General features: G+C 63.6%; 13 protein-coding genes. 5 read left to right on the top strand and 8 right to left on the bottom strand.

Annotated elements, in window-relative coordinates; genetic code table 11:
- Positions 1-2 precede the first annotated feature (2 nt).
- From pstA to uvrB, 8 genes are all read right to left on the bottom strand, one after another.
- Complete coding sequence (gene pstA, locus BLR80_RS00265) at positions 3-1,628, bottom strand: phosphate ABC transporter permease PstA (RefSeq protein ID WP_092075216.1); 1,626 nt, start codon at positions 1,626-1,628, stop codon at positions 3-5.
- A 43-nt stretch (positions 1,629-1,671) separates the two neighbouring features.
- A complete protein-coding gene (locus BLR80_RS00260) occupies positions 1,672-3,897 on the bottom strand; it encodes an ABC transporter permease subunit (protein WP_092075215.1) in 2,226 nt (741 codons plus the stop codon).
- Between the two features lie 127 nt (positions 3,898-4,024).
- A complete protein-coding gene (locus BLR80_RS00255) occupies positions 4,025-5,029 on the bottom strand; it encodes a PstS family phosphate ABC transporter substrate-binding protein (protein ID WP_281241560.1) in 1,005 nt (334 codons plus the stop codon).
- A gap of 291 nt (positions 5,030-5,320) precedes the next feature.
- Positions 5,321-7,108, bottom strand: a complete 1,788-nt coding sequence (locus BLR80_RS00250) for a HAMP domain-containing sensor histidine kinase (RefSeq protein ID WP_092075214.1) — start codon at positions 7,106-7,108, stop codon at positions 5,321-5,323.
- Positions 7,109-7,235: 127 nt separating this feature from the next.
- Positions 7,236-7,937: a response regulator transcription factor gene (locus BLR80_RS00245; protein WP_092075213.1), complete on the bottom strand. Its 702-nt coding sequence runs from the start codon at positions 7,935-7,937 to the stop codon at positions 7,236-7,238.
- A 73-nt stretch (positions 7,938-8,010) separates the two neighbouring features.
- Complete coding sequence (locus BLR80_RS00240; protein ID WP_171906252.1) at positions 8,011-9,189, bottom strand: PP2C family protein-serine/threonine phosphatase; 1,179 nt, start codon at positions 9,187-9,189, stop codon at positions 8,011-8,013.
- A 79-nt stretch (positions 9,190-9,268) separates the two neighbouring features.
- Positions 9,269-10,198: an NAD(P)-dependent oxidoreductase gene (locus tag BLR80_RS00235; RefSeq protein ID WP_092075211.1), complete on the bottom strand. Its 930-nt coding sequence runs from the start codon at positions 10,196-10,198 to the stop codon at positions 9,269-9,271.
- A 55-nt stretch (positions 10,199-10,253) separates the two neighbouring features.
- Entirely contained in the window at positions 10,254-12,245 is a 1,992-nt protein-coding gene (uvrB, locus tag BLR80_RS00230; RefSeq protein ID WP_092075210.1) for an excinuclease ABC subunit UvrB, read from the bottom strand.
- 416 nt (positions 12,246-12,661) lie between these two features.
- On the opposite strand from uvrB, the gene BLR80_RS00225 reads away from it, so the two are divergent.
- The 5 genes from BLR80_RS00225 to BLR80_RS00205 all read left to right on the top strand — a co-directional run bounded on the left by BLR80_RS00225 (position 12,662) and on the right by BLR80_RS00205 (position 18,919).
- A complete protein-coding gene (locus BLR80_RS00225; protein ID WP_171906251.1) occupies positions 12,662-14,455 on the top strand; it encodes a methyl-accepting chemotaxis protein in 1,794 nt (597 codons plus the stop codon).
- 618 nt (positions 14,456-15,073) lie between these two features.
- Positions 15,074-15,913, top strand: a complete 840-nt coding sequence (locus BLR80_RS00220; RefSeq protein WP_245691260.1) for an acyl-CoA dehydratase activase — start codon at positions 15,074-15,076, stop codon at positions 15,911-15,913.
- On the top strand, positions 15,888-17,048 hold the full coding sequence (locus tag BLR80_RS00215; protein ID WP_092075208.1) for a double-cubane-cluster-containing anaerobic reductase: 1,161 nt from the start codon (positions 15,888-15,890) through the stop codon (positions 17,046-17,048). The genes BLR80_RS00220 and BLR80_RS00215 overlap by 26 nt, the downstream gene beginning before the upstream one ends.
- 81 nt (positions 17,049-17,129) lie before the next feature.
- Positions 17,130-17,792, top strand: coding sequence for a corrinoid protein (locus tag BLR80_RS00210; protein WP_092075207.1), 663 nt, complete (start codon positions 17,130-17,132; stop codon positions 17,790-17,792).
- Positions 17,793-17,851: 59 nt separating this feature from the next.
- Positions 17,852-18,919 carry a uroporphyrinogen decarboxylase family protein gene (locus tag BLR80_RS00205; RefSeq protein WP_092075206.1) on the top strand — a complete coding sequence of 356 codons (1,068 nt, stop codon included), beginning with the start codon at positions 17,852-17,854 and terminating at the stop codon, positions 18,917-18,919.
- Positions 18,920-18,974 lie beyond the last annotated feature (55 nt).

Genomic DNA, 18,974 nt, shown 5'->3' with positions numbered 1-18,974 from the left:
GCCTAAAAGGTGCCGAATGTGTATTTCTTCTTCATCCGGTTGCGCAGCCGGATGGCCAGCCCGCTCATCAGCAGCACAATCAGCACCAGCAGCAGCGTGGTGACAAACACCATCGGCCGGGCCGCCTCGACATTGGGCGACTGAAAACCAATGTCATAGATATGAAAGCCCAGGTGCATGAACTTGCGCTCAAGGTGAAAAAAGGGAAACTGGCCGTCCAGCGGCAGCGCCGGCGCCAGCTTGACCACGCCGGTGATCATCAGCGGCGCCACCTCGCCGGCGGCGCGCGCCATGGACAGGATCAGCCCGGTCATGATGCCGGGCGAGGCCATCGGCAGCAGGATGCGGGTCAGGGTCTGAAAGCGGGTTGATCCCAGCGCCAGCGAGCCCTCGCGGATACCCGCCGGAATGGCGCCAAGGGCCTCTTCGGTGGTAACGATCACCACCGGCACGGTCAGCAGCGCCAGGGTCAGACTGGCCCACAGCAGACCGCCGGTACCAAAGGTCGGTGTCGGCAGGGCCTCGGGAAAAAACAGCGCATCGATGCTGCCGCCCACGCCATAGACAAAAAAACCCAGGCCGAAGATGCCATAAACAATGGAAGGAATCCCGGCCAGATTGTTGACGGCGATACGCACCAGCCGCACCGTCAGGCCGTCACGGGCATACTCGCGCAGATAGATGGCGGCAATCACCCCCAGCGGGAACGAGAACAGGCTCATGACGAAGATCAGCAGCACGGTGCCGAAGATGGCCGGGAACAGTCCCCCTTCGGTGTTGGATTCACGCGGTTCACCGCTGAACAGCTCCCACAGCTTCGACAGATAGACCCCGGCCCGCTCGAACAGATTGAGCCCATTGGGCTGATAGCACCGCACGATATGGGCCAGCTCGATGGTCGCCGGCCGACCATTGGCATCGGTGAAACGGGCGACATAGCCGGCCAGCTGCGAGCGCCGGTCACGCTGTTCGGCCGCCACCTGACGAAACTGTTCGCGCACGGCCTCCATCCGCTCGCTGAGCTGGCGCCGGCGCGGATCGGTTTCGGCCACGGCCTGATAGTCGAGCTGGCGCTGGCGGCGCTGCAGCTGCTCCAGGGTACGGCTGGTGGCGGTCACCCGCGCGGTCACCGCATCGAGCTGCTGCTGCAACTGTTCGACCTGGCGCCGGGCATTCTGCAGAACCGGCCACAGCTGGGCCAGTTCAGCCGCATCCCGCGTCGTGCCCGCGCTGCCGAAACGCTGCTGCGGCGTCTCCACCTGCTGCAGATAGCCATAGAAGTTGCCGTATTCCAGCCGCTCAACCGTAACGGCGGTCTCAGGCCGTGACTGGCCGACCACCTGACGCTCGTCGATCCAGCGAAAATCCAGGCCATAGAGATCGCGGTTGCCAATCTTCAGCTGCAGCCGCTCGGCATCGCCAGCCAGCACCGGCTCGCGCTGCAGCACCTCGCCGAGCACGGCCGCGCCATCGGCCAGCTCCAGCTGGGTCAACCGCTTGGGCCAGAAGGTGCCCAGGCCATTGACCAGAATCACCCCGATCAGGGTCAGGCCGATCAGCAGTGTGGTGGTCAGGGCCGCTGCCGTCAGCCACACCTGCGGCTCGCCCCGTGCGATAAACTGTTTCATAACACCTCGTTACCTGCGATGGGAATCGCGTCGAGCAGCACCATCAGAAGCGGCCATAGCGCCGCCGCAGCCGCTGGCGCACCAGCTCGGCGACGGTGTTGAGAACAAAGGTCAGCAGGAACAGCAACACCGCCGAGAGAAACAGCACCCGGTAGAGGGTGCCGCCGTGAGGCGCCTCGGGAATCTCGACGGCAATGTTGGCCGACAGCGGCCGCATGCCGTTGAACAGACTCAGATCCATGATCGGCGTGTTACCGGTGGCCATCAGCACAATCATGGTCTCGCCGACGGCCCGGCCCAGACCGATCATCACCGCAGCAAAGATGCCCGGACTGGCCGAGGGCAGCACCACTCGCCAGACGGTCTGCCAGCGGCTGGCGCCCAGGGCCAGCGAGGCGGCCCGCAGACTGGTCGGCACATTCGACAGGGAATCCTCCGCCATGGTGAAGATGATCGGGATCACCGCGAAACCCAGCGCGAAGGAGATCACAATGCTGTTGCGGGCGTCGTACCGCAGTCCGGCCTGTTCGAACAGCCACTGCTTGAAGTTGCCGCCAAACAGCCAGCCTTCCAGCAGCGGTCCCAGTTGCAGGGCCACCGCCACCGCCAGCACCAGCAAGGGCGCCAGCACCAGAAATTCGTGACCGCGCTCGACATGGCGCGCCCAGTGCTGGCGCCGCAGCCCCTGCCAGGCCAGCAGCAACAGCACGAAAAACAGCGGCATCAGCAGCACCGCCAGCACAAAGCCGACAAACTGGCGTTCCAGCAGGGGCGCGAACCAGAGCGCGGCCAGAAAACCGATGATGACCGACGGCACCGCCGCCATGATCTCGACCGACGGCTTGATCAGCTCGCGCAGTCGGTGGCTGCCGAACTGGCTGGTGTAAAGCGCCCCCAGCAAGGCCAGCGGCACGGCGAAGATCATGGCGTAGAAGGTGCCCTTGAAGGTGCCGAAAATCAGCGGTGTCAGGCTCAGCTTTTCCTCGAAATCGTCACTGGCAGCCGACGACTGCCAGACCCAGGCCGGCTCGCTGTAGTTTTCGTACCAGACCCGGCCGAAAAGCGCTTTGAGACTGGCCTGCGGATGCGGATTGTCCAGCTGCCACAGGCGCACCCGGCCATCGGCCTGCAAGGCCAGCAGGGCGTTGCCACGCGGTGCCAGCTGGGCCTGCACCAGCGGCATGCCCGCCTGCAATGACAGCAGATGCCGCTCGCTGGTCGAATAATCCAGGTGCATTACCCCGCGATCATCAAGACTCAGCAGGGTGCGGTCGCGCGGCGACGGCACCAGCTGGCGAACCGGGCCGTCATGCCGCGACAGATCGCGCACATGGCCCAGATGCCGCTGACCCTGTTCCTCCGACGGCACCGCAAACCAGACGCTGACCTGGCCGCTGGCGTCGCCCACCGCCAGCGCGGTATCGCCCTGCAGCAGGGCCAGCGCCGTGATGGCGCGGCCATCGGCAAAGGCCTGAATCTTGTCGAGCAGTTGCGGCGGCTGCTCGCCCTGCAGGCGCCAGCGCAGCAACGCACCCCGTTCGGTGCCGGCATAGAGCAGCGCGCCCTGGCGGTCGAGAGCCAGACAGCTGAGCCGGTCGGGATGAACCTGGGCGAGACGGTGCGCCACCTGCTGCAGCCGTTCCTCGCCCAGCAGACTGCGCTGGCGCAGCTGCTGGTCCACCAGCAGGTCACCGTTAGCCTCCAGCCGAGCCAGCACCGCACCGCTTTCACTGTTGGCCGCCGCCAACGGGCCAGCAACCGCAGGATCGGCCGGCGCCTCGAATCGCGCCAGGGTCGTCAGCCGCACACGGGTCTGACGCCGGGCCTGCGCGTCATGGTGCTGGCTGAACCCCAGCTGTTCCAGGGTCACCAGGCCCGACTGCCACTGCAGCAGATAGCCATGCTCACGCTCGGCGACCAGCGGCTGCACCCGCCGCACCACATCCTGCGCGTCCTGGCCGTTGGCCGTCAGCTGCTCACGCAGGCTGCCGTCGGTCAGGTCGTGGAGGCTGAAGTGGCCGGCGCCATCAATGACATAGGCCAGCGCGACATACTCATCGACGCCGGCGGCCAGCACGGGCGCCAATGTCTGAGGCCGCACAGCCGACAGCTCGGTGGCCCGCGGCTGGGAAAACAGCGGCAGGGCCTCACGCCCGATCAGCAGCAGAATCAGCACCACGCTGGCAATCACCAGCATACCGCCTGAGCGAATGGTCAGCGCCGCGATGCGGTCGTTGCGCCTTATCTTGCGCAGGATGTTCTTGTCCATGCCTCACCGCCTGAAAAACGCGACAGCCGGCCAACCGGACCGGGCTGTCAGACAAACAGGTCCAGCCACGCGGGCTGGACCTGTCGGACAGCGGGGTGTTCGCGCGGAACACCCGGGGGCCGGGCCCCTAGTTGAGCAGTGCCTGCTGCTTGGCGGCCACATCGGCCGGCAGCGGCAGATAACCATCCTTCACCACGATCTGCTGACCTTCCTTCGACAGCACGAACTTGATGAATTCGGCGGTCAGCAGCGGCAGCGGCTCGCCCGGCTTCTTGGCGACGTAAAGGTAGAGCATGCGGCCCAGCGGATAGCTGCCATTGAGCACGTTTTCATAGGTCGGCGCATAGGCGGTGGCGCCATCCTTCTGGGCCAGGGCAATGGCCTTGACACCCGAGGTCTTGTAGCCAATACCCGAGTAACCAATGGCGCCAAGATCCTCGGTCACCGACTGCACCACCGAGGCCGAACCCGGCTGCTCCTTCACAGTATCCTTGTAATCCCCCTTGAACAGGGCATTTTCCTTGAAGAAGCCGTAGGTGCCGGAAGCCGAGTTGCGACCATACATGCTGATCGGCAGATCGGCAAACTTGCCGCCAAGGCCCAGCTGACCCCAGGTCAGCAGGTCTTCCTTGGCACCGCCGATGCGGTTACGCGAAAAGATGGCATCGACCTGCTGCAGCGACAGCGACTCGATGGGGTTGTCCTTGTTGACAAACACGCCCAGGGAATCAAGCGCCACACCGATGGCGGTGGGCTTAAAGCCGTGACGGGCCTCAAACTGCTCGATCTCGCTCGATTTCATCGGCCGCGACATGGGACCAAGCTGGGCCGTGCCCTCGATCAGGGCCGGCGGCGCGGTGCTGGAGCCCTTGCCTTCGATCTGGATGTTGACGTTGGGATACTTGGCGCGGAACGACTCGGCCCAGTAGGTCATCAGGTTGTTGAGGGTGTCGGAGCCGATGCTGTTGAGATTGCCACCGACGCCCTGGACGCGCTCGTAGCCAGGCAGCTTGGCGTCCACCTCAAGATTGGCGGCCTGCAGCGGACTTGTCAGGGCCGCGGTTCCCGCCAGCAGCATCAGGCCGGCAATGCTTTTGCTCCAGAGTTTTTTCCCTGCCAGTTTCATGAACATTCTTCTCCTTGATCGTCGTGCCCATCGGCAAAGGCCATTTTTTGACCGCCGCCCACGCGCCGACCAAACCTCTGCCCCTCATCACGACCTACTGTGCCGCCAGCCTGTTACGGTTCTGTTAGCGGCACATGAGGAACCAGCTAAAAAAACGCCAGCACCGCAAAAAGGGTGCTGGCGTGGGTGTGAGCAAGACGAAAATCACATTTTCGGCTTGCGTCGTTGAAAAAGCCCCGGACGGGACTTTTTCAACCTCCTGTTACTGAGGCGTTGCTGGTGATCGGATCGGCCGGGTCAGGCCAGTGGCAAGCGGATACTGAAGGTGCTGCCCTGCCCCGGCAGACTGCTGACCTGAATCTGGCCGCGATGAATCTGGACAATGTGCTTGACGATGGCCAGGCCCAGACCGCTGCCGCCGGCCTTGCGGCTGCGGGCCTTGTCGACCCGGTAGAAACGCTCGAACAGCCGCGGCAGATGCTCGGCCTCAATCCCGCAGCCCTCGTCCTGTACGGCAATGACCAGCTCGTTCTGCTCGGCCCGACAGGACACCCGGATGCAGCCGCCGGTGCTGCTGTACTTGATGGCATTGTCAAGCAGATTGGTCAGCGCCTGCTCCAGCAGGGGCGCGTTGATGGCAACACGCCAGTCACCGTCGCACTGCCGGTCGATCCGGATATCGTGCTGACTGGCCTGCAGAACGCAATCGTTGATGGCCTCGGCCACCACCGGCGCCACCGGTGCCACCTCCAGCACGAAGCTGTGGCGTTCCTCGCCCTGCTCAATGCGCGACAGGCTCATCAGATCCTCGATAATGATCGACAGGCGCTCGACCTGCCGCTCGATAATCTGCAAAAAGCGTTCGGCCTCCTCGCGCCGGTCAAGGGCACCATCCTGCAGGGTTTCGACAAAGCCCTTGATGGCGGTGATGGGGGTTTTGAGTTCGTGCGACACATTGGCGACAAAATCGCGCCGCAGGGTTTCCAGCCGGCGCAGGCGGGTCATGTCGTTGAGCACCAGCAGGGCACCTATGACCTGACCCTCCTGAGCCCGCAGCTGGGTGCCGTGCAGTTGCAGGCACAGCTCTTCGCCGTCGGAAAACAGCAGCACATCCTTCTCCAGGGTGCTGTCCCGGTCGAGGGTCTGGCGCAGAGCGGCCAGCAGTTCGGCCTTGCGCACCACCTCGGCGGCGTTGCGGCCGCTGGCCGCTTCGGCATCGACTCCAAGCAGGCGCGCTGCCGCCCGGTTGATGCGCAGCAGGTTCTGCTGCGAATCCACCGCGATAACGCCCTCCACCATACTGGACAGCACCGCTTCCAGCTCATGGCGCTGTTTTTCGATGGTGGCGATGCGCTCGCCCAGCTGGTGCGCCATGCTATTGAGGGTCTGCGCCAGATCGACGATCTCGCTGGAACCGGACACCCGCAGCCGCTGCTGCAGGGCGCCTTCGGCATAACGCTGGGCCTCGCGCCGGATCCGCTCCAGCGGCCGGCTGATCCGGCGTGACAGCCACAGGCACAGCAGCGCCATCAGCAGCGAAATCACCAGCCCGCCGGCCACGACGCGCCGGCGCAGCTCGGTCACTCGCTCCTCAATGGCGTCGATGGCCATGGCGGCACGCACCACCGCCACCACCTGACCATCCTGCGCCACCGGCAGGGCCAGGTACATCATCTGCTGCTGCAGGGTGCGGCTGTAACGCGTTGTCATGCCCTGTTCGCCGGCCAGGGCGGCACGCATCTCCGGCCGCTCGGCGTGATTTTCCATGCGCTGCGGCTCTTCCTGGCTATCGCCAAGCACCTCGCCACCAGCGGCCATGACCGTCAGGCGCGTATCGGTCCGCTCGCCAGCCCGGCGGCACAGCTGCTGAATACCGGTGAGATCGCCACGCCGCAGCTGATCCTCCACCTGCAGCACCACCAGGGCGGCGCGCGCCCGCAGGGAAACCACATGATCCTGCAGCTGGTGTTCCTTGAGCACCGCCGTCACATACCAGACCCCCAGGGCCACGGCCAGCACGGTCAGACTGAGAAAGGCCGGATACATCTGCCACAGCAGGCGGCGGCTCGAACGGGGCGGCTTCATCGCAGGATTCCTTCGGGAAAAAAGGGCAGGTTGCGCAATGCGGCGCACTGACGCAGGTCAAAGCGGCCAGCGGGCGACAGCCACGCCGCCGCTGGTGTGTTTTTGCGCCGCCGGACGCTGTGGCCGGTCAGTCGCGGAAACGGTAGCCGACGCCGCGCACGGTTTCGATGCAGTGGCCGCAGGGGCCGAGTTTGCGCCGCAGGCCGACGATCTGCACATCGACGGCGCGATCGGTCACCGAATAATCCTCACCGCGCACGGCATTGACGATCTGGTAGCGGGTGAACACCCAGCCGGGCCGGCTGGCCAGGAAATGCAGCACCCGGAACTCGGTATAGGTCAGTTCAACCCGCTCGCCCTCGACCAGCACCTCGTTGCGGCCGGGGTGGATCGACAGGCCATGGCGTTCAATGCACACCGGCTCGGTCGCCGCAGCACTTTCGACCGGCTCGGTGTCACGCCGCAGCACCGCCTTGATGCGCGCCAGCAGCACCCGCGGACTGAACGGCTTGGTGACATAGTCGGCCGCGCCCAGCTCCAGCCCGGTAACGATATCGGCTTCCTCCCCCTTGGCCGTGATCATGATCACCGGCAGGCGGCGGGTGTCGTCCTGGCTTTTCAGCCGGCGGCACACCTCCAGGCCATCCATCCCCGGCAGCATCAGATCGAGCAACACCAGGTCCGGCTGCTGCTGGCGGGCCAGCGCCAACCCCTCCTCGCCACAGGTGGCACTGAGCACGGTATAACCGGCGCGGCTGAGGTTGTAGTGAATCAGGGCGAGAATGTCTTCCTCGTCCTCGACAATCAAAATCGTTTCTTTATCGCTCATGGGCAGCCCTCGGTTGGCAACAGTTCATCGCCTTTTTCTGTCAGGATTCTGTGAGCCTTTGGTCAGAAGCTGGTCAGGCCGCCGCCTCGGGCCGGCGCTGCACCGCCAGCAGGGTCACGTCGTCGGTCGGCGGCTGACCATGACCAAAGGCATGGACCACCTCCAGCAGGCGGTCGCACTGGCGCTGCAGCGGCAACTGACGACTGGCCTGCAGCACCTCCAGCAAGCGGTCGCGGCCGAACTGGACACCCCGGCCATTCTCATGCTCAAGAATGCCGTCGGTATACAGAAACAGCCGGTCACCCGGTTGCAGCTGACAACGCTCTTCCTCAAAGGGCACCAGCCCGCCAAGGCCGATGAGGGTACCGTCGCAATCGAGAAAGCGGCTGTGGCCATCCGCCTGCAACAGCAGCGGCGGCGGATGGGCGCCGCTGGCATAACGCAGGGTACCGCTGGCGGGGTGCAGCAGCAGATAGCTGATGGTAAAAAAGGCGTCGAACCGCTCGAAGGGATATTCCTGATCCAACCGACTGAGCACCTCGGCAGGCGGCACCAGGCGGTAACCGTCCTGGCCGTCACGCTGCTTGACCAGGCGGCCGGTCTGGGGCGACAGCGCCTGAAAAAGCGACACCGTCACCATCGCCGCCGGCACACCATGGCCGCTGACATCGAGCATGTACAGCGCCAGCCAGTCCTCGTCCAGCTGCATCAGGTTGAACAGATCGCCACCGACCGATTCGCAGGGCGAGAAGCAGCTGGCGAAAGCATAGTCCGGCAGATCGGGAAAGCGGATCGGCATCAGGCTCTGCTGAATGGCCACCGCCGAGCGCAGGCTTTCGTGCAGTTTCTGTTCGCGCTCGAACAGGCGCCCTTGGGCCAGATCGCGCTCCATCTGCGCCTGCGCCCGCTGCAGCAGACTGCGTACCAGCAGGCGCAGTACCGCCGGTGGCGCCAGCTGCGGCAACACCAGCCAGTCGTCAGGCAGGCCACCGGTGTTACGCGCCTCCTCGGCCGCCAGGCAGCACAGCAGGGTGGGCCGGCCACTGCACTCGCACCCCAGGCAGAAGGCAGCCCAGGCCGGCGCGGCGGGCAGCAGGCCATCCAGCAACACCAGCGCCGGCAGCCGCCGCAACAGGGCATCGGCCCGCGCTGGCGTATCGGCCCGCAACAGGCGGTAGTTCGACTTCAGCGCCTGATGCAACACCGCTCCCAGCTCTTCCCGCTCACTCACCAGTAACAGCCAGTCGCTCATGATCCGCCTCCCCCGCCGCTGCGCCAGCGGCTTGAGCATTGACGCCTTCGAAAAAAGATGACTTCACCAGAAGTCGTCATCAGCGTTTCTTGCCAAAAGCCCCCAACGGCTTACCCCAGCCAGGCAGCGAACGCGCCTGCAGGGTTTCAAACAGCGCCGCCATGTCGGCCTCTTCCAGACCACACTGACAGGCGCGCTTGTACAGTTCGTTGGCCGCCGCCGTCACCGCCAGCGGTACATGGTGCACATCGCCCAGCTGCACCGCCAGCCGCAGGTCCTTCTGCATGTGCTTGAGCGGAAACTGCGGTGTCGCCGTGTCGGCCCGGCGAATCTTGTCGCCCTTGGCCTGAAAGATCGGCGCGGCCAGGGCGCCGGCAGCCAGAATCTCCAGAAATGCCTGCCCATCAAGCCCGGCCGTCTGCACCAGGGTCAGGGCCTCGCAGAAGGCCGCCATCATGCCGCCCATCAGCATGTTGACCGCCAGCTTCATGCTCGACGCGGCACCCACCTCGCCCAGATAAAGATGCTTCTTGCCCAACAGGGCCAGAAGATCCCCGATCTGGTGATACAGCGCCTCGTCACCCGCCGTCATGATGACCAACTCGCCGGCCTGCGCCTGCGGCGTCGAGCCCGACACCGGCGCCTCCAGAAACAGGGCACCGCGCGCCTGCACCGAAATGCCGATCTTGCAGGCCGTCTCCGGGTCGATGGTCGACATCTCGACATAGGCCTTGCCCGGCCCCACGCCCTGAATCACCCCATGGGGTGAAAAACACACCGCCAGCGCCGCCGCCGGATCAGCCAGCATCGAAAAGGTCACCTCCGCCGCGGCCACCACCTCCAGCGGCGTGGCCACCTGCCGCGCCCCGGCCGCCACCAGCGGCGCACACTTGGCGCCATCGCGGTTCCACACGGTCAGCGGATAACCGGCCCGCAGCAGGTTCAGGGCCATGGGCAGACCCATCAGGCCGGCGCCGATAAAACCAAGTTGGGGTTTCTCCGTGTTCATCTGTGCTCCTTTGGATAGGGGGTCGGCCCTCGTAACAAGCGACATCCGACGTCTTTCAGGGCAGCCCCAGCTGCTGTTTTTCCAGCACCAGCAGGCGGTCACGCAGCTGGGCCGCTTGTTCAAAGTCCAGTTCGGCGGCGGCCGCCAGCATGGCCTCGCGGGTGCGGCGGATTTCCCGGCCCAGGGCGGCCGGATCGTGCCAGGCGGCCGGGGTTTCGGCCACCTGCGGCAGCTCCGCCTCGGCCAGGGTCAGATCCTCCAGAATGGTACGCAGTGATTTAGTGACGCTGCGTGGCGTGATGCCATGTTCGGCGTTGAAGGCCAGCTGCTGGGCGCGACGGCGCTCGGTTTCGTCGATGCAGGCCTGCATGGAACGGGTAATCTTGTCGCCGTAGAGAATAACGTGGCCATTGACATTGCGGGCGGCGCGGCCGCAGGTCTGGATCAGCGAGCGTTCACTGCGCAAAAAGCCTTCCTTGTCGGCGTCGAGCACGGCCACCAGCTCGACCTCGGGGATGTCGAGCCCTTCACGCAGCAGGTTGATGCCGATGAGGATATCGAAGTCACCCTGGCGCAGGCTGCGGATGATCTCCATGCGCTCGACGGTGTCGATGTCGGAATGCAGATAGCGCACCCGCAGATCGAGCTCTTCCAGATAACCGGTGAGATCCTCGGCCATGCGCTTGGTCAGGGTGGTGACCAGCACCCGGCCCTGGCGCGTCAGGGTGGCGCGGATTTCACCGATCAGGTCATCGACCTGCTCGCGCGCCGGCCGCACGCTGATGGGCGGATCGACCAGGCCGGTGGGCCGCACGATCTGCTCCACCACCACCCCGGCCGCCTTGGTCAGTTCGTAGTCGGCCGGCGTGGCCGACACATAGATGGTCTGCAGGTTTTTGGCTTCGAACTCGTCAAAGGTCAGCGGCCGATTGTCCAGCGCGCTCGGCAGGCGGAAGCCGTGGGCCACCAGGGTTTCCTTGCGCGAACGATCGCCGCGGTACATGGCGCCGATCTGCGACACGCTGACGTGACTTTCGTCGATGATCAGCAGGGCATCGGCAGGAAAGTAGTCGAACAGGGTGGCCGGCGGCGCGCCGGGCCGGCGGCCGTCGAGATAGCGCGAATAGTTCTCGATGCCCTGGCAGTAGCCCATTTCCTCCATGATTTCAATATCGAACAGGGTGCGCTGTTCGATGCGCTGGGCCTGCACCAGTTCGTTGCGCTCCCGAAACCAGGCGATGCGCTGCTGCAGCTCGTCCTGAATCTGCTTGATGGCGCGCTCCAGTGCCGGTCGGGTGGCGACATAATGGCTGGCGGGAAAGATGCTGGTGCGTTCCAGCCGGTCGATCACCTTGCCGGTGAGCGGATCGATCTCGCTGATGGCGTCGATCTCGTCGCCAAAAAACTCGATACGCAGGGCCAGATTCTCCTCATAGGCCGGGAACACCTCGACACTGTCGCCGCGCACACGGAAACTGCCGCGATGAAAGTCGGCGTCATGGCGCTCGTACTGAATCTCGACCAGCTTCTTCAGCAGGGCGTTGCGCTCCAGGCTCATGCCCGTTTCCAGCCCGACCAGCATGCCGTAGTAGGCTTCCGGCGAACCCAGGCCGTAGATGCAGGACACCGAGGCAACGATGAGCACGTCGCGCCGCGTCAGCAGGCTGCGGGTGGCGCTGTGGCGCAGCTTGTCAATCTCTTCATTGATGGCCGAATCCTTCTCGATGAAGGTGTCGGTGCTGGGAACATAGGCCTCGGGCTGATAGTAGTCGTAATACGACACAAAGTATTCGACGGCATTGGCGGGGAACAGCTCGCGGAACTCGCCGTAGAGCTGCGCCGCCAGGGTTTTGTTGTGGGCCAGCACCAGGGTCGGACGCTGCACCTGCGCCACCACGTTGGCCATGGTGAAGGTCTTGCCGCTGCCGGTGACGCCCAGCAGCACCTGATGGGGCACCCCCTGGCGCAACCCTTCGACCAGTTCGGCGATGGCCTGCGGCTGGTCGCCGGCCGGGGCATAAGGCGATTTGAGAACGAACTGGGCCATATCGGTCAGAATCCCCTGCTGCCCCGGCTGAACGGCGCCGGGGCGTTGAAAAAAAGAGGGCTCGGTTTGCAAACTGCTGATTTATTAGGCAGGCGCAAGCCGCGCTTGCGCCTGCCGGTGAGCCAAAGTGCCAGGATAAACGTTTCGCGACGGCAGCAAAAAAGAATCGTAGCACATTCGCGGGCCGCGCCGGTATGCCCGATATGCCGGCCGGCGCAAGGCCGGACGCCGGCGCCCTGCTTTGCTCATGAGGCTATTGCTCTCTTATGAAACTGTGGCACACTCGCTGCACGGCCAGGGCCAAAGCGCCCGACCACGCCGGCAACCCTGCCATTTGACGCCTCCGCGTGGGCAAAACACCGAACCCCGCAATGCCACAGCTCACCTGCCATCCCAATCAAGGAGGGAAAACCACCATGAGCATCCGCCTCAAACTCATTCTGACCGGCATCGGCCTGTTCAGCGGCTGCCTGCTGCTGGCCCTGATCGCCATCTGGAGTCTGCACCGCATCGAGCAGGATTTCGTAGAGTTCAAGGACGTCTCCATGGCCGGCAAGGTGGCGCTGCTGGAAATCAGTCGCGATGTCAACTATGTCAGCCGGCTGACACGCAACATCATGCTCGGCTCCGATATCGACAAGGATCTGGCCGCTCTTGACCAAACAATTGCTGCCATCGAAAAGGCCTATCAGGTGTTGGAACAACGCTCCGCCACGGCCGAGGAAAGCCGCCTGATCGCAGACGCCAAGGCCGCCACCCTGGCCTTTGTCGAGGATGGCCGCCGCCATGTGCGCGGCCTGAAAACCCTGCCGGTGGCCGAGCGCGCCGCCAGCTATGCCGACTACCATCGCACGGCCACGCCGCTGGCCATGCAGTCACGCGAGGTGTTTCCCAAGATCATTGCCGCCAAGGATGCCCAGGCCGACGCGGGCCTGCTGGCGGTACAGCAGCGCATCCACCGGCTGGAGCTGATGCTCTACGTCGCCCTGCCGGTGCTGCTGCTGGCCATTGTCGGTATCTTTGTCGCCATGGGCCGCAACGTGGCCCGCCCCATCAGCCAGTTGGCCCGGATGGCCGATGCCATCGGCCGGGGCGATCTGGCCGCCCGCCTGCAACTGCAGTCACGTGACGAGCTGCGCCATCTGGCCGACACCATGAACCAGATGGCCGCCATGCTGGCCGGCCGCGCCGATCTGGCCGAAGCCATCGCCGCCGGCCAACTGACCGGCGAGGTCGCGGTGCTGTCGGACAAGGACCGCCTCGGCCTGGCCTATCGCCAGATGTTCCATTCGCTCAATGATTCTCTCAGCCGGGTCAACGAAGCCGCCCTGCAGATCGACCGCAAGGCGGTCCAGGTGGAGGAAGCCAGTCAGAATCTGTCTCAGGGCGCGACGGAGTCGGCGGCGTCCCTGGAGCAGATTTCCAGCTCCCTGCAGCAGATGGCGGGCCAAACCAAGCACAATGCCGACAATGCCCACCAGGTCAATCAGCTTTCCAGCCAGGCCAAGCAGGCGGCGGAAGAGGGTAACCAGAAGATGCGCCGCATGGTCGAAGCGATGGACGATATCCGCACGGCCGGCCAGAACATCAACCGCATCATCAAGGTCATTGACGAGATCGCCTTTCAGACCAATCTGCTGGCGCTCAATGCCGCGGTCGAGGCCGCCCGCGCCGGCCAGCATGGCAAGGGCTTCGCCGTGGTGGCCGAGGAGGTCCGCAATCTGGCGGCGCGCAGCGCCAAGGCCGCCCGCGAAACGGCCGATCTGATCGCCGGTTCAACCGCCAAAACCGAAAACGGCAGCGAGATCGCCAGCCAGACCGCGCAGTCCCTCGAAGCCATCTTCACCGGCGTTTCGAAGGTGTCGGATCTGGCCGAGGAGATTGCCGCCGCCTCCAGCGACCAGGCCGAGGGCATCAGCCAGATCAGCCAGGGCTTGGGCCAGATCGATCAGGTCATTCAGCAGAACACCGCCACCGCCGAGGAAAGCGCCAGTGCCGCCGAGGAACTGGCTCATGAGGCGGCGGAGTTGCTGCAAATGCTGCAGCGTTTTATTCTCCGAGACGGCAGCCGGCCGGCGCTGGCAAAACCGGCGGCGCGCCAACCGGCCGCCAGGCCCGCCGCCCAGCCAGGCCGCACCAGCTGGGGAGCGCCCACGGCCGGCAAAACAGCCCAGATCGCGCTGGACGACAACGCCTTCGAGCATTTCTGACCCCGACAGGCGACACCGCCCCCGCCTGCACCACGAACGCCCGCCGGAAAAGCTCCCGGCGGGCGTTCGTGTGTTCAGCGACGACTGGTGAAATCAGCCAGCCTTGGCCGGCCAGATGAACAACTACCAGTTTTCGCCCAGCAGCTCGATAAGGCCATCCCCCGACAGGGTTCTGAGCAAACCGATAGAATAACCACCTTGTGTCGCCTGGCGCAAATTCCCATGTTTTCTCCACCGAAGCCTTTTGTAAACCAGATTGCCGCAACCGATGTGCCTGATCGTCGGTGTAAAGGCACCTCAGAGACCACGCCCAGGGAGCTATAACTTTTTTCAATATCTATTATCGAAAATATCATAAGTTCCTATTTGACGCTTTCCATATTCCTATCTACTATCTCTGCGTTTTGAATCCCCTTAAAACCCATCAAAAACCCACACTGGTACGAAAAGCGACCATGTCAAGTATGCGTATAAATATTGCCACACCCCTCTTCGGCAGAGCGAAATCATCTTGCTTGTCACCCACGGCACCAGTGAAGCAATCTCCCTGCCTGGGCACCAGACTTATCATGTCAACAACCCGGAACAGACTCTCCCGCCAGACACAAGAGAAGGCCCATGTCGCACCATGAGCATGGTGTGATAAGCCTGGGCATCGATATCGGCTCCACCGCCACCAAGGCGGTAGTGTTTACCGACCATATTCTCGGTCAATCCATGACACCCACGGGCTGGGATCCGAAAAAAGCCGGGCTGCAGGTACTGAATGAGGCACTGGATGCCGCCGGCGTCCAGCAAAGCCAGGTAGGCGCCATCATCGGCACCGGCTACGGCCGCATTTCCCTGCCCCTCTTCACGCGCCGGGTCACGGAGATCACCTGCCACGCCCTGGGAGCCCATTTTCTCCACAACGCAACGCGCACCGTTATCGACATCGGTGGCCAGGACTGCAAGGTCATCGCTCTGGATGAGGAGGGCGAAGTGACCGACTTCATCATGAATGACAAGTGCGCCGCCGGCACCGGACGTTTTCTGCAGATCATGGCGGCAATCCTGGATGTCAGCCTGGATGATCTTGGCGCCCTGGCCTCAACGGCCGAACCAGTTGCCCTCTCCAGCATGTGCACAGTCTTTGCCGAAGCGGAGGTGACGGGGCTGCTGGCGCGCGGCGTCGGAAAAGCCGGCATTGCCGCCGGCGTCATTGATACCGTTGCCCAGCGCATCCATGCCCTGTCCGGCAAAGTGCCCCTGATGGAAGGAGTGACCTTTACCGGTGGCATGGCGCGCAACGAGCAAATCTGTCACAGGATCGCCCACAACCTCGGTACCCGGCTGCACGTTCCGGCCAACCCGCAGTTCGTCGGCGCTCTGGGCGCAGCCCTGATCGGCCAGGACCTGCTGACCTCCCCTTCATCCCGAAAAGGCCTTCGACATGATCCAAGCCAAAACCTTTGCTGAAATCGCCACCCTGCGGGAAAAAAATACCCTGGCTCTGAAGGAAGCCAAGGACAAGGGACTGCGTGTGGTCGGGACCTACTGCATCTATTCGCCGGCCGAACTGGTGCTGGCGGCCGGCGCCCTGCCGGTATCGCTGTGCGGCACGAGCCAGACCCCGATTCCGGCGGCGGAAAAAATTCTGCCCCGCAGCCTGTGTCCGCTCATCAAATCCAGCTACGGCTTTGCCGTTTCCGATACCTGCCCCTACTTCTATTTCGCCGACCTCATCCTGGCCGAAACGACCTGTGACGGCAAAAAAAAGATGTACGAACTACTCGCCGAGCTGAAGCCGCTGCATGTCATGCAGTTGCCGCAGACGCAGGACGAAACGGCGCTGAAATACTGGTGCGAAGAAATGCTGCGGCTGAAAGCGCGGCTAGAGGAAGCCTTCGCCGTCGAAATCAGCGATGAAAAACTGCATGACGCCATCCGGCTGATGAACGATGAACGGCGCTCCCTGCGCGATCTGCAGGATGTCTGCCGCCACGTGCCGTCACCCATCAGTGGTCTGGACATGCTCACGGTGTTGCATAATCGCGGGTTTTCCTGCGACAAACAGGCGGTTATCGAGCTGGTCGATCGTCTCACGGCCGAGCTGCGCACCCTGGCCGAGCAAGGCCTGTCTCCCTATTCGGCGGCAACACCGCGTATTCTCCTCAGCGGCGTCCCCATCGGCATCGGCTCGGACAAGGTGGTCCAGATCATCGAGTCCTGCGGAGCCAATGTCGTCTGCTTTGAAAGTTGCACCGCCTACAAGAAGGTGGATCCCGTGAGCCAGGGCGGTGATCCCATCGCCGCCCTGGCCGAGCGTTACCTGCGCGTGCCCTGCTCCTGTATGACACCCAACCAGGGCCGCCTGGATCTGGTCGAGCAGCTGGCGCAGGACTTCCAGGTGGATGGCGTGATCGATCTCACCTGGCAGTCCTGTCACACCTACAACATCGAATCCATCAATCTGAAAAAACATGTGCGGGACAGCCTGAAGATTCCGTTTCTGCAGATCGAAACCGACTACTCCCCGTCGGATACCGAGCAGCTGAAGGTGCGCATCGAAGCGTTCATCGAGATCATCGGCCGTAAAAAAATCGCAGGATAAACCACCACGCAGTCACGCAGCCCACAATAGGCCGAGCACGCTCTGCCGGATTCGTTCAATGAAAGCGGAAGGAGTTTGAAGATGGCACGATCACGGGAAGAGATTCTCCAGGATTTGGCGGACGGAGTCCTCAATATGGATGAGGATCTGGCCATCAGCGTGGCACAGGAAGCAATCGACAGCGGACTGGATGCGTTTGATGCCATCACCAACGGCCTGGTCGTGGGCATGAACAGGGCTGGCGAACTTTACGATCAGGAAGAGTATTTCGTGCCCGAACTGCTGATCTGCTCGGATGCCCTGTATGCCAGTCTGGAGATACTCAAACCCCATATCAAAAAAGACAACGCTCAGAAAAAGATCGGTTGCGTCATCGGGGTTGTCGAGGGCGACACCCACGACATCGGTAAAAACCTGGTCAAAATCATGCTCGATGTCGCCGGTTTCGAAATCTACGATCTCGGTCGTGACGTACCCCTGGCGGAGTTCGTGCGCAAGGCGCTTGAGGTCAACGCCGGACTGATCTGCCTGTCAACCCTGATGACCACGACCATGGACAGCATGGCCACCATTATCCGGATGCTCGAACAGGAGGGCGTCCGTGACCGGTTCAAGGTGCTGATCGGCGGCGGGCCGATCTCGCAGGGCTTTGCCGACCGCATCGGCGCAGACGGCTATGCCGATAACGCCGCCGGGGCGGTGCGGGTCGCCACCCGGCTGTTTGCCGCAGACAAGGCGGCCTGAGCCGGAGCGCATCCAGCGCCCTGGTCCGTCCTCCATCCTCCTCTTTGAACGGAAAGCGCATGAACAAGGATCAAATGACTCCCATGGAGCGGTTTGCCGCCTATGCCAAGGGCGAGTCGATCGATCGTCTTCCCTGTGTGCCCGTGGTCGGCAACGGCGCGGCGCGGGCACTGGGGTGCAAAATCTCCGAATTTCGCGGCAATGGCCCGCTCATCGCCGCCGCCCACCTGGCGGCGTACCGCCGCTTCGGCTACGACACGGTCCGCATCTTCACCGACCTCTACGTGCTGGCCGAGGCCATGGGCGCGACGGTCTGCTATCCCCGCGACGAAACCGCCCACCTCGAAACCCCGGCCATCGCGGATATCGCCGATATCGGCCGGCTGCGGCCTGCCAACCCCTGGCGTGACGGCAACCTGCCGGCATTGCTACAGGCGCTTGAAATCGCCCAAAAAGAGGTCGGCCACCAGGTGCCGGTGTCGGGCGCGGTGGTCTGCCCATTGACCACCGCCTCCTTTTTGATCGGCACCGACAAGCTGATCCGCATGATGCGCCGCGACCCCGAAGGGGTCCACCGTCTGTGTGAAATCGCCCTGGAGTCGGCGCTCAACTACGCCGAGGCGGTACTCGACACCGGCAGCACCTTCGGTCTGACCGAACCGGTTTCCAGCAACACCATCATCAGCCCGGCCTATTTCGAGGAGTTCTCCTATCCCTACCTCAAGCGCCTGTGCGAATTCATGCATGGGCGCGGCAAGCCGGTGACGCTGCATATCTGCGGTAAGACCGAGCGGATCTGGCCGCTGATGGCCGACGCCGGAGCCGACTGCATCAGCATTGATGAAATGGAAGACCTGCGCAAGGCCAAGGAGTCCGTCGGCCACCGGGTGCGGGTCATGGGCAACGTGGCCACGGCTGAAACCCTGCTGCAAGGGAGCGTTGCCGACGTGCGGGCGGAGACCCTGGACTGCATCCGCAAGGCCTACGACAACCCCAAGGGGTTCATCGTCGCTTCGGGCTGCAGCCTGCCGACGGAGGTCCCCTTCGCCAATATCGACGCCATGCTCGATATGACGCGGGAAGTCGGCTGGCCGATTACCGCGGACAAACTCGCCGCCATGACGTGATCATGGCCTGAGTCTTGGACTGATCGGCCAGAACGAACAATCGGCCGCTCACGAC

The organism is Desulfuromonas thiophila (assembly GCF_900101955.1).
Lineage (GTDB): Bacteria > Desulfobacterota > Desulfuromonadia > Desulfuromonadales > Desulfuromonadaceae > Pseudodesulfuromonas > Pseudodesulfuromonas thiophila.
The sequence above is the reverse complement of the archived record's forward strand: the minus strand, read 5'-3'. Positions and strand labels throughout refer to the sequence as shown.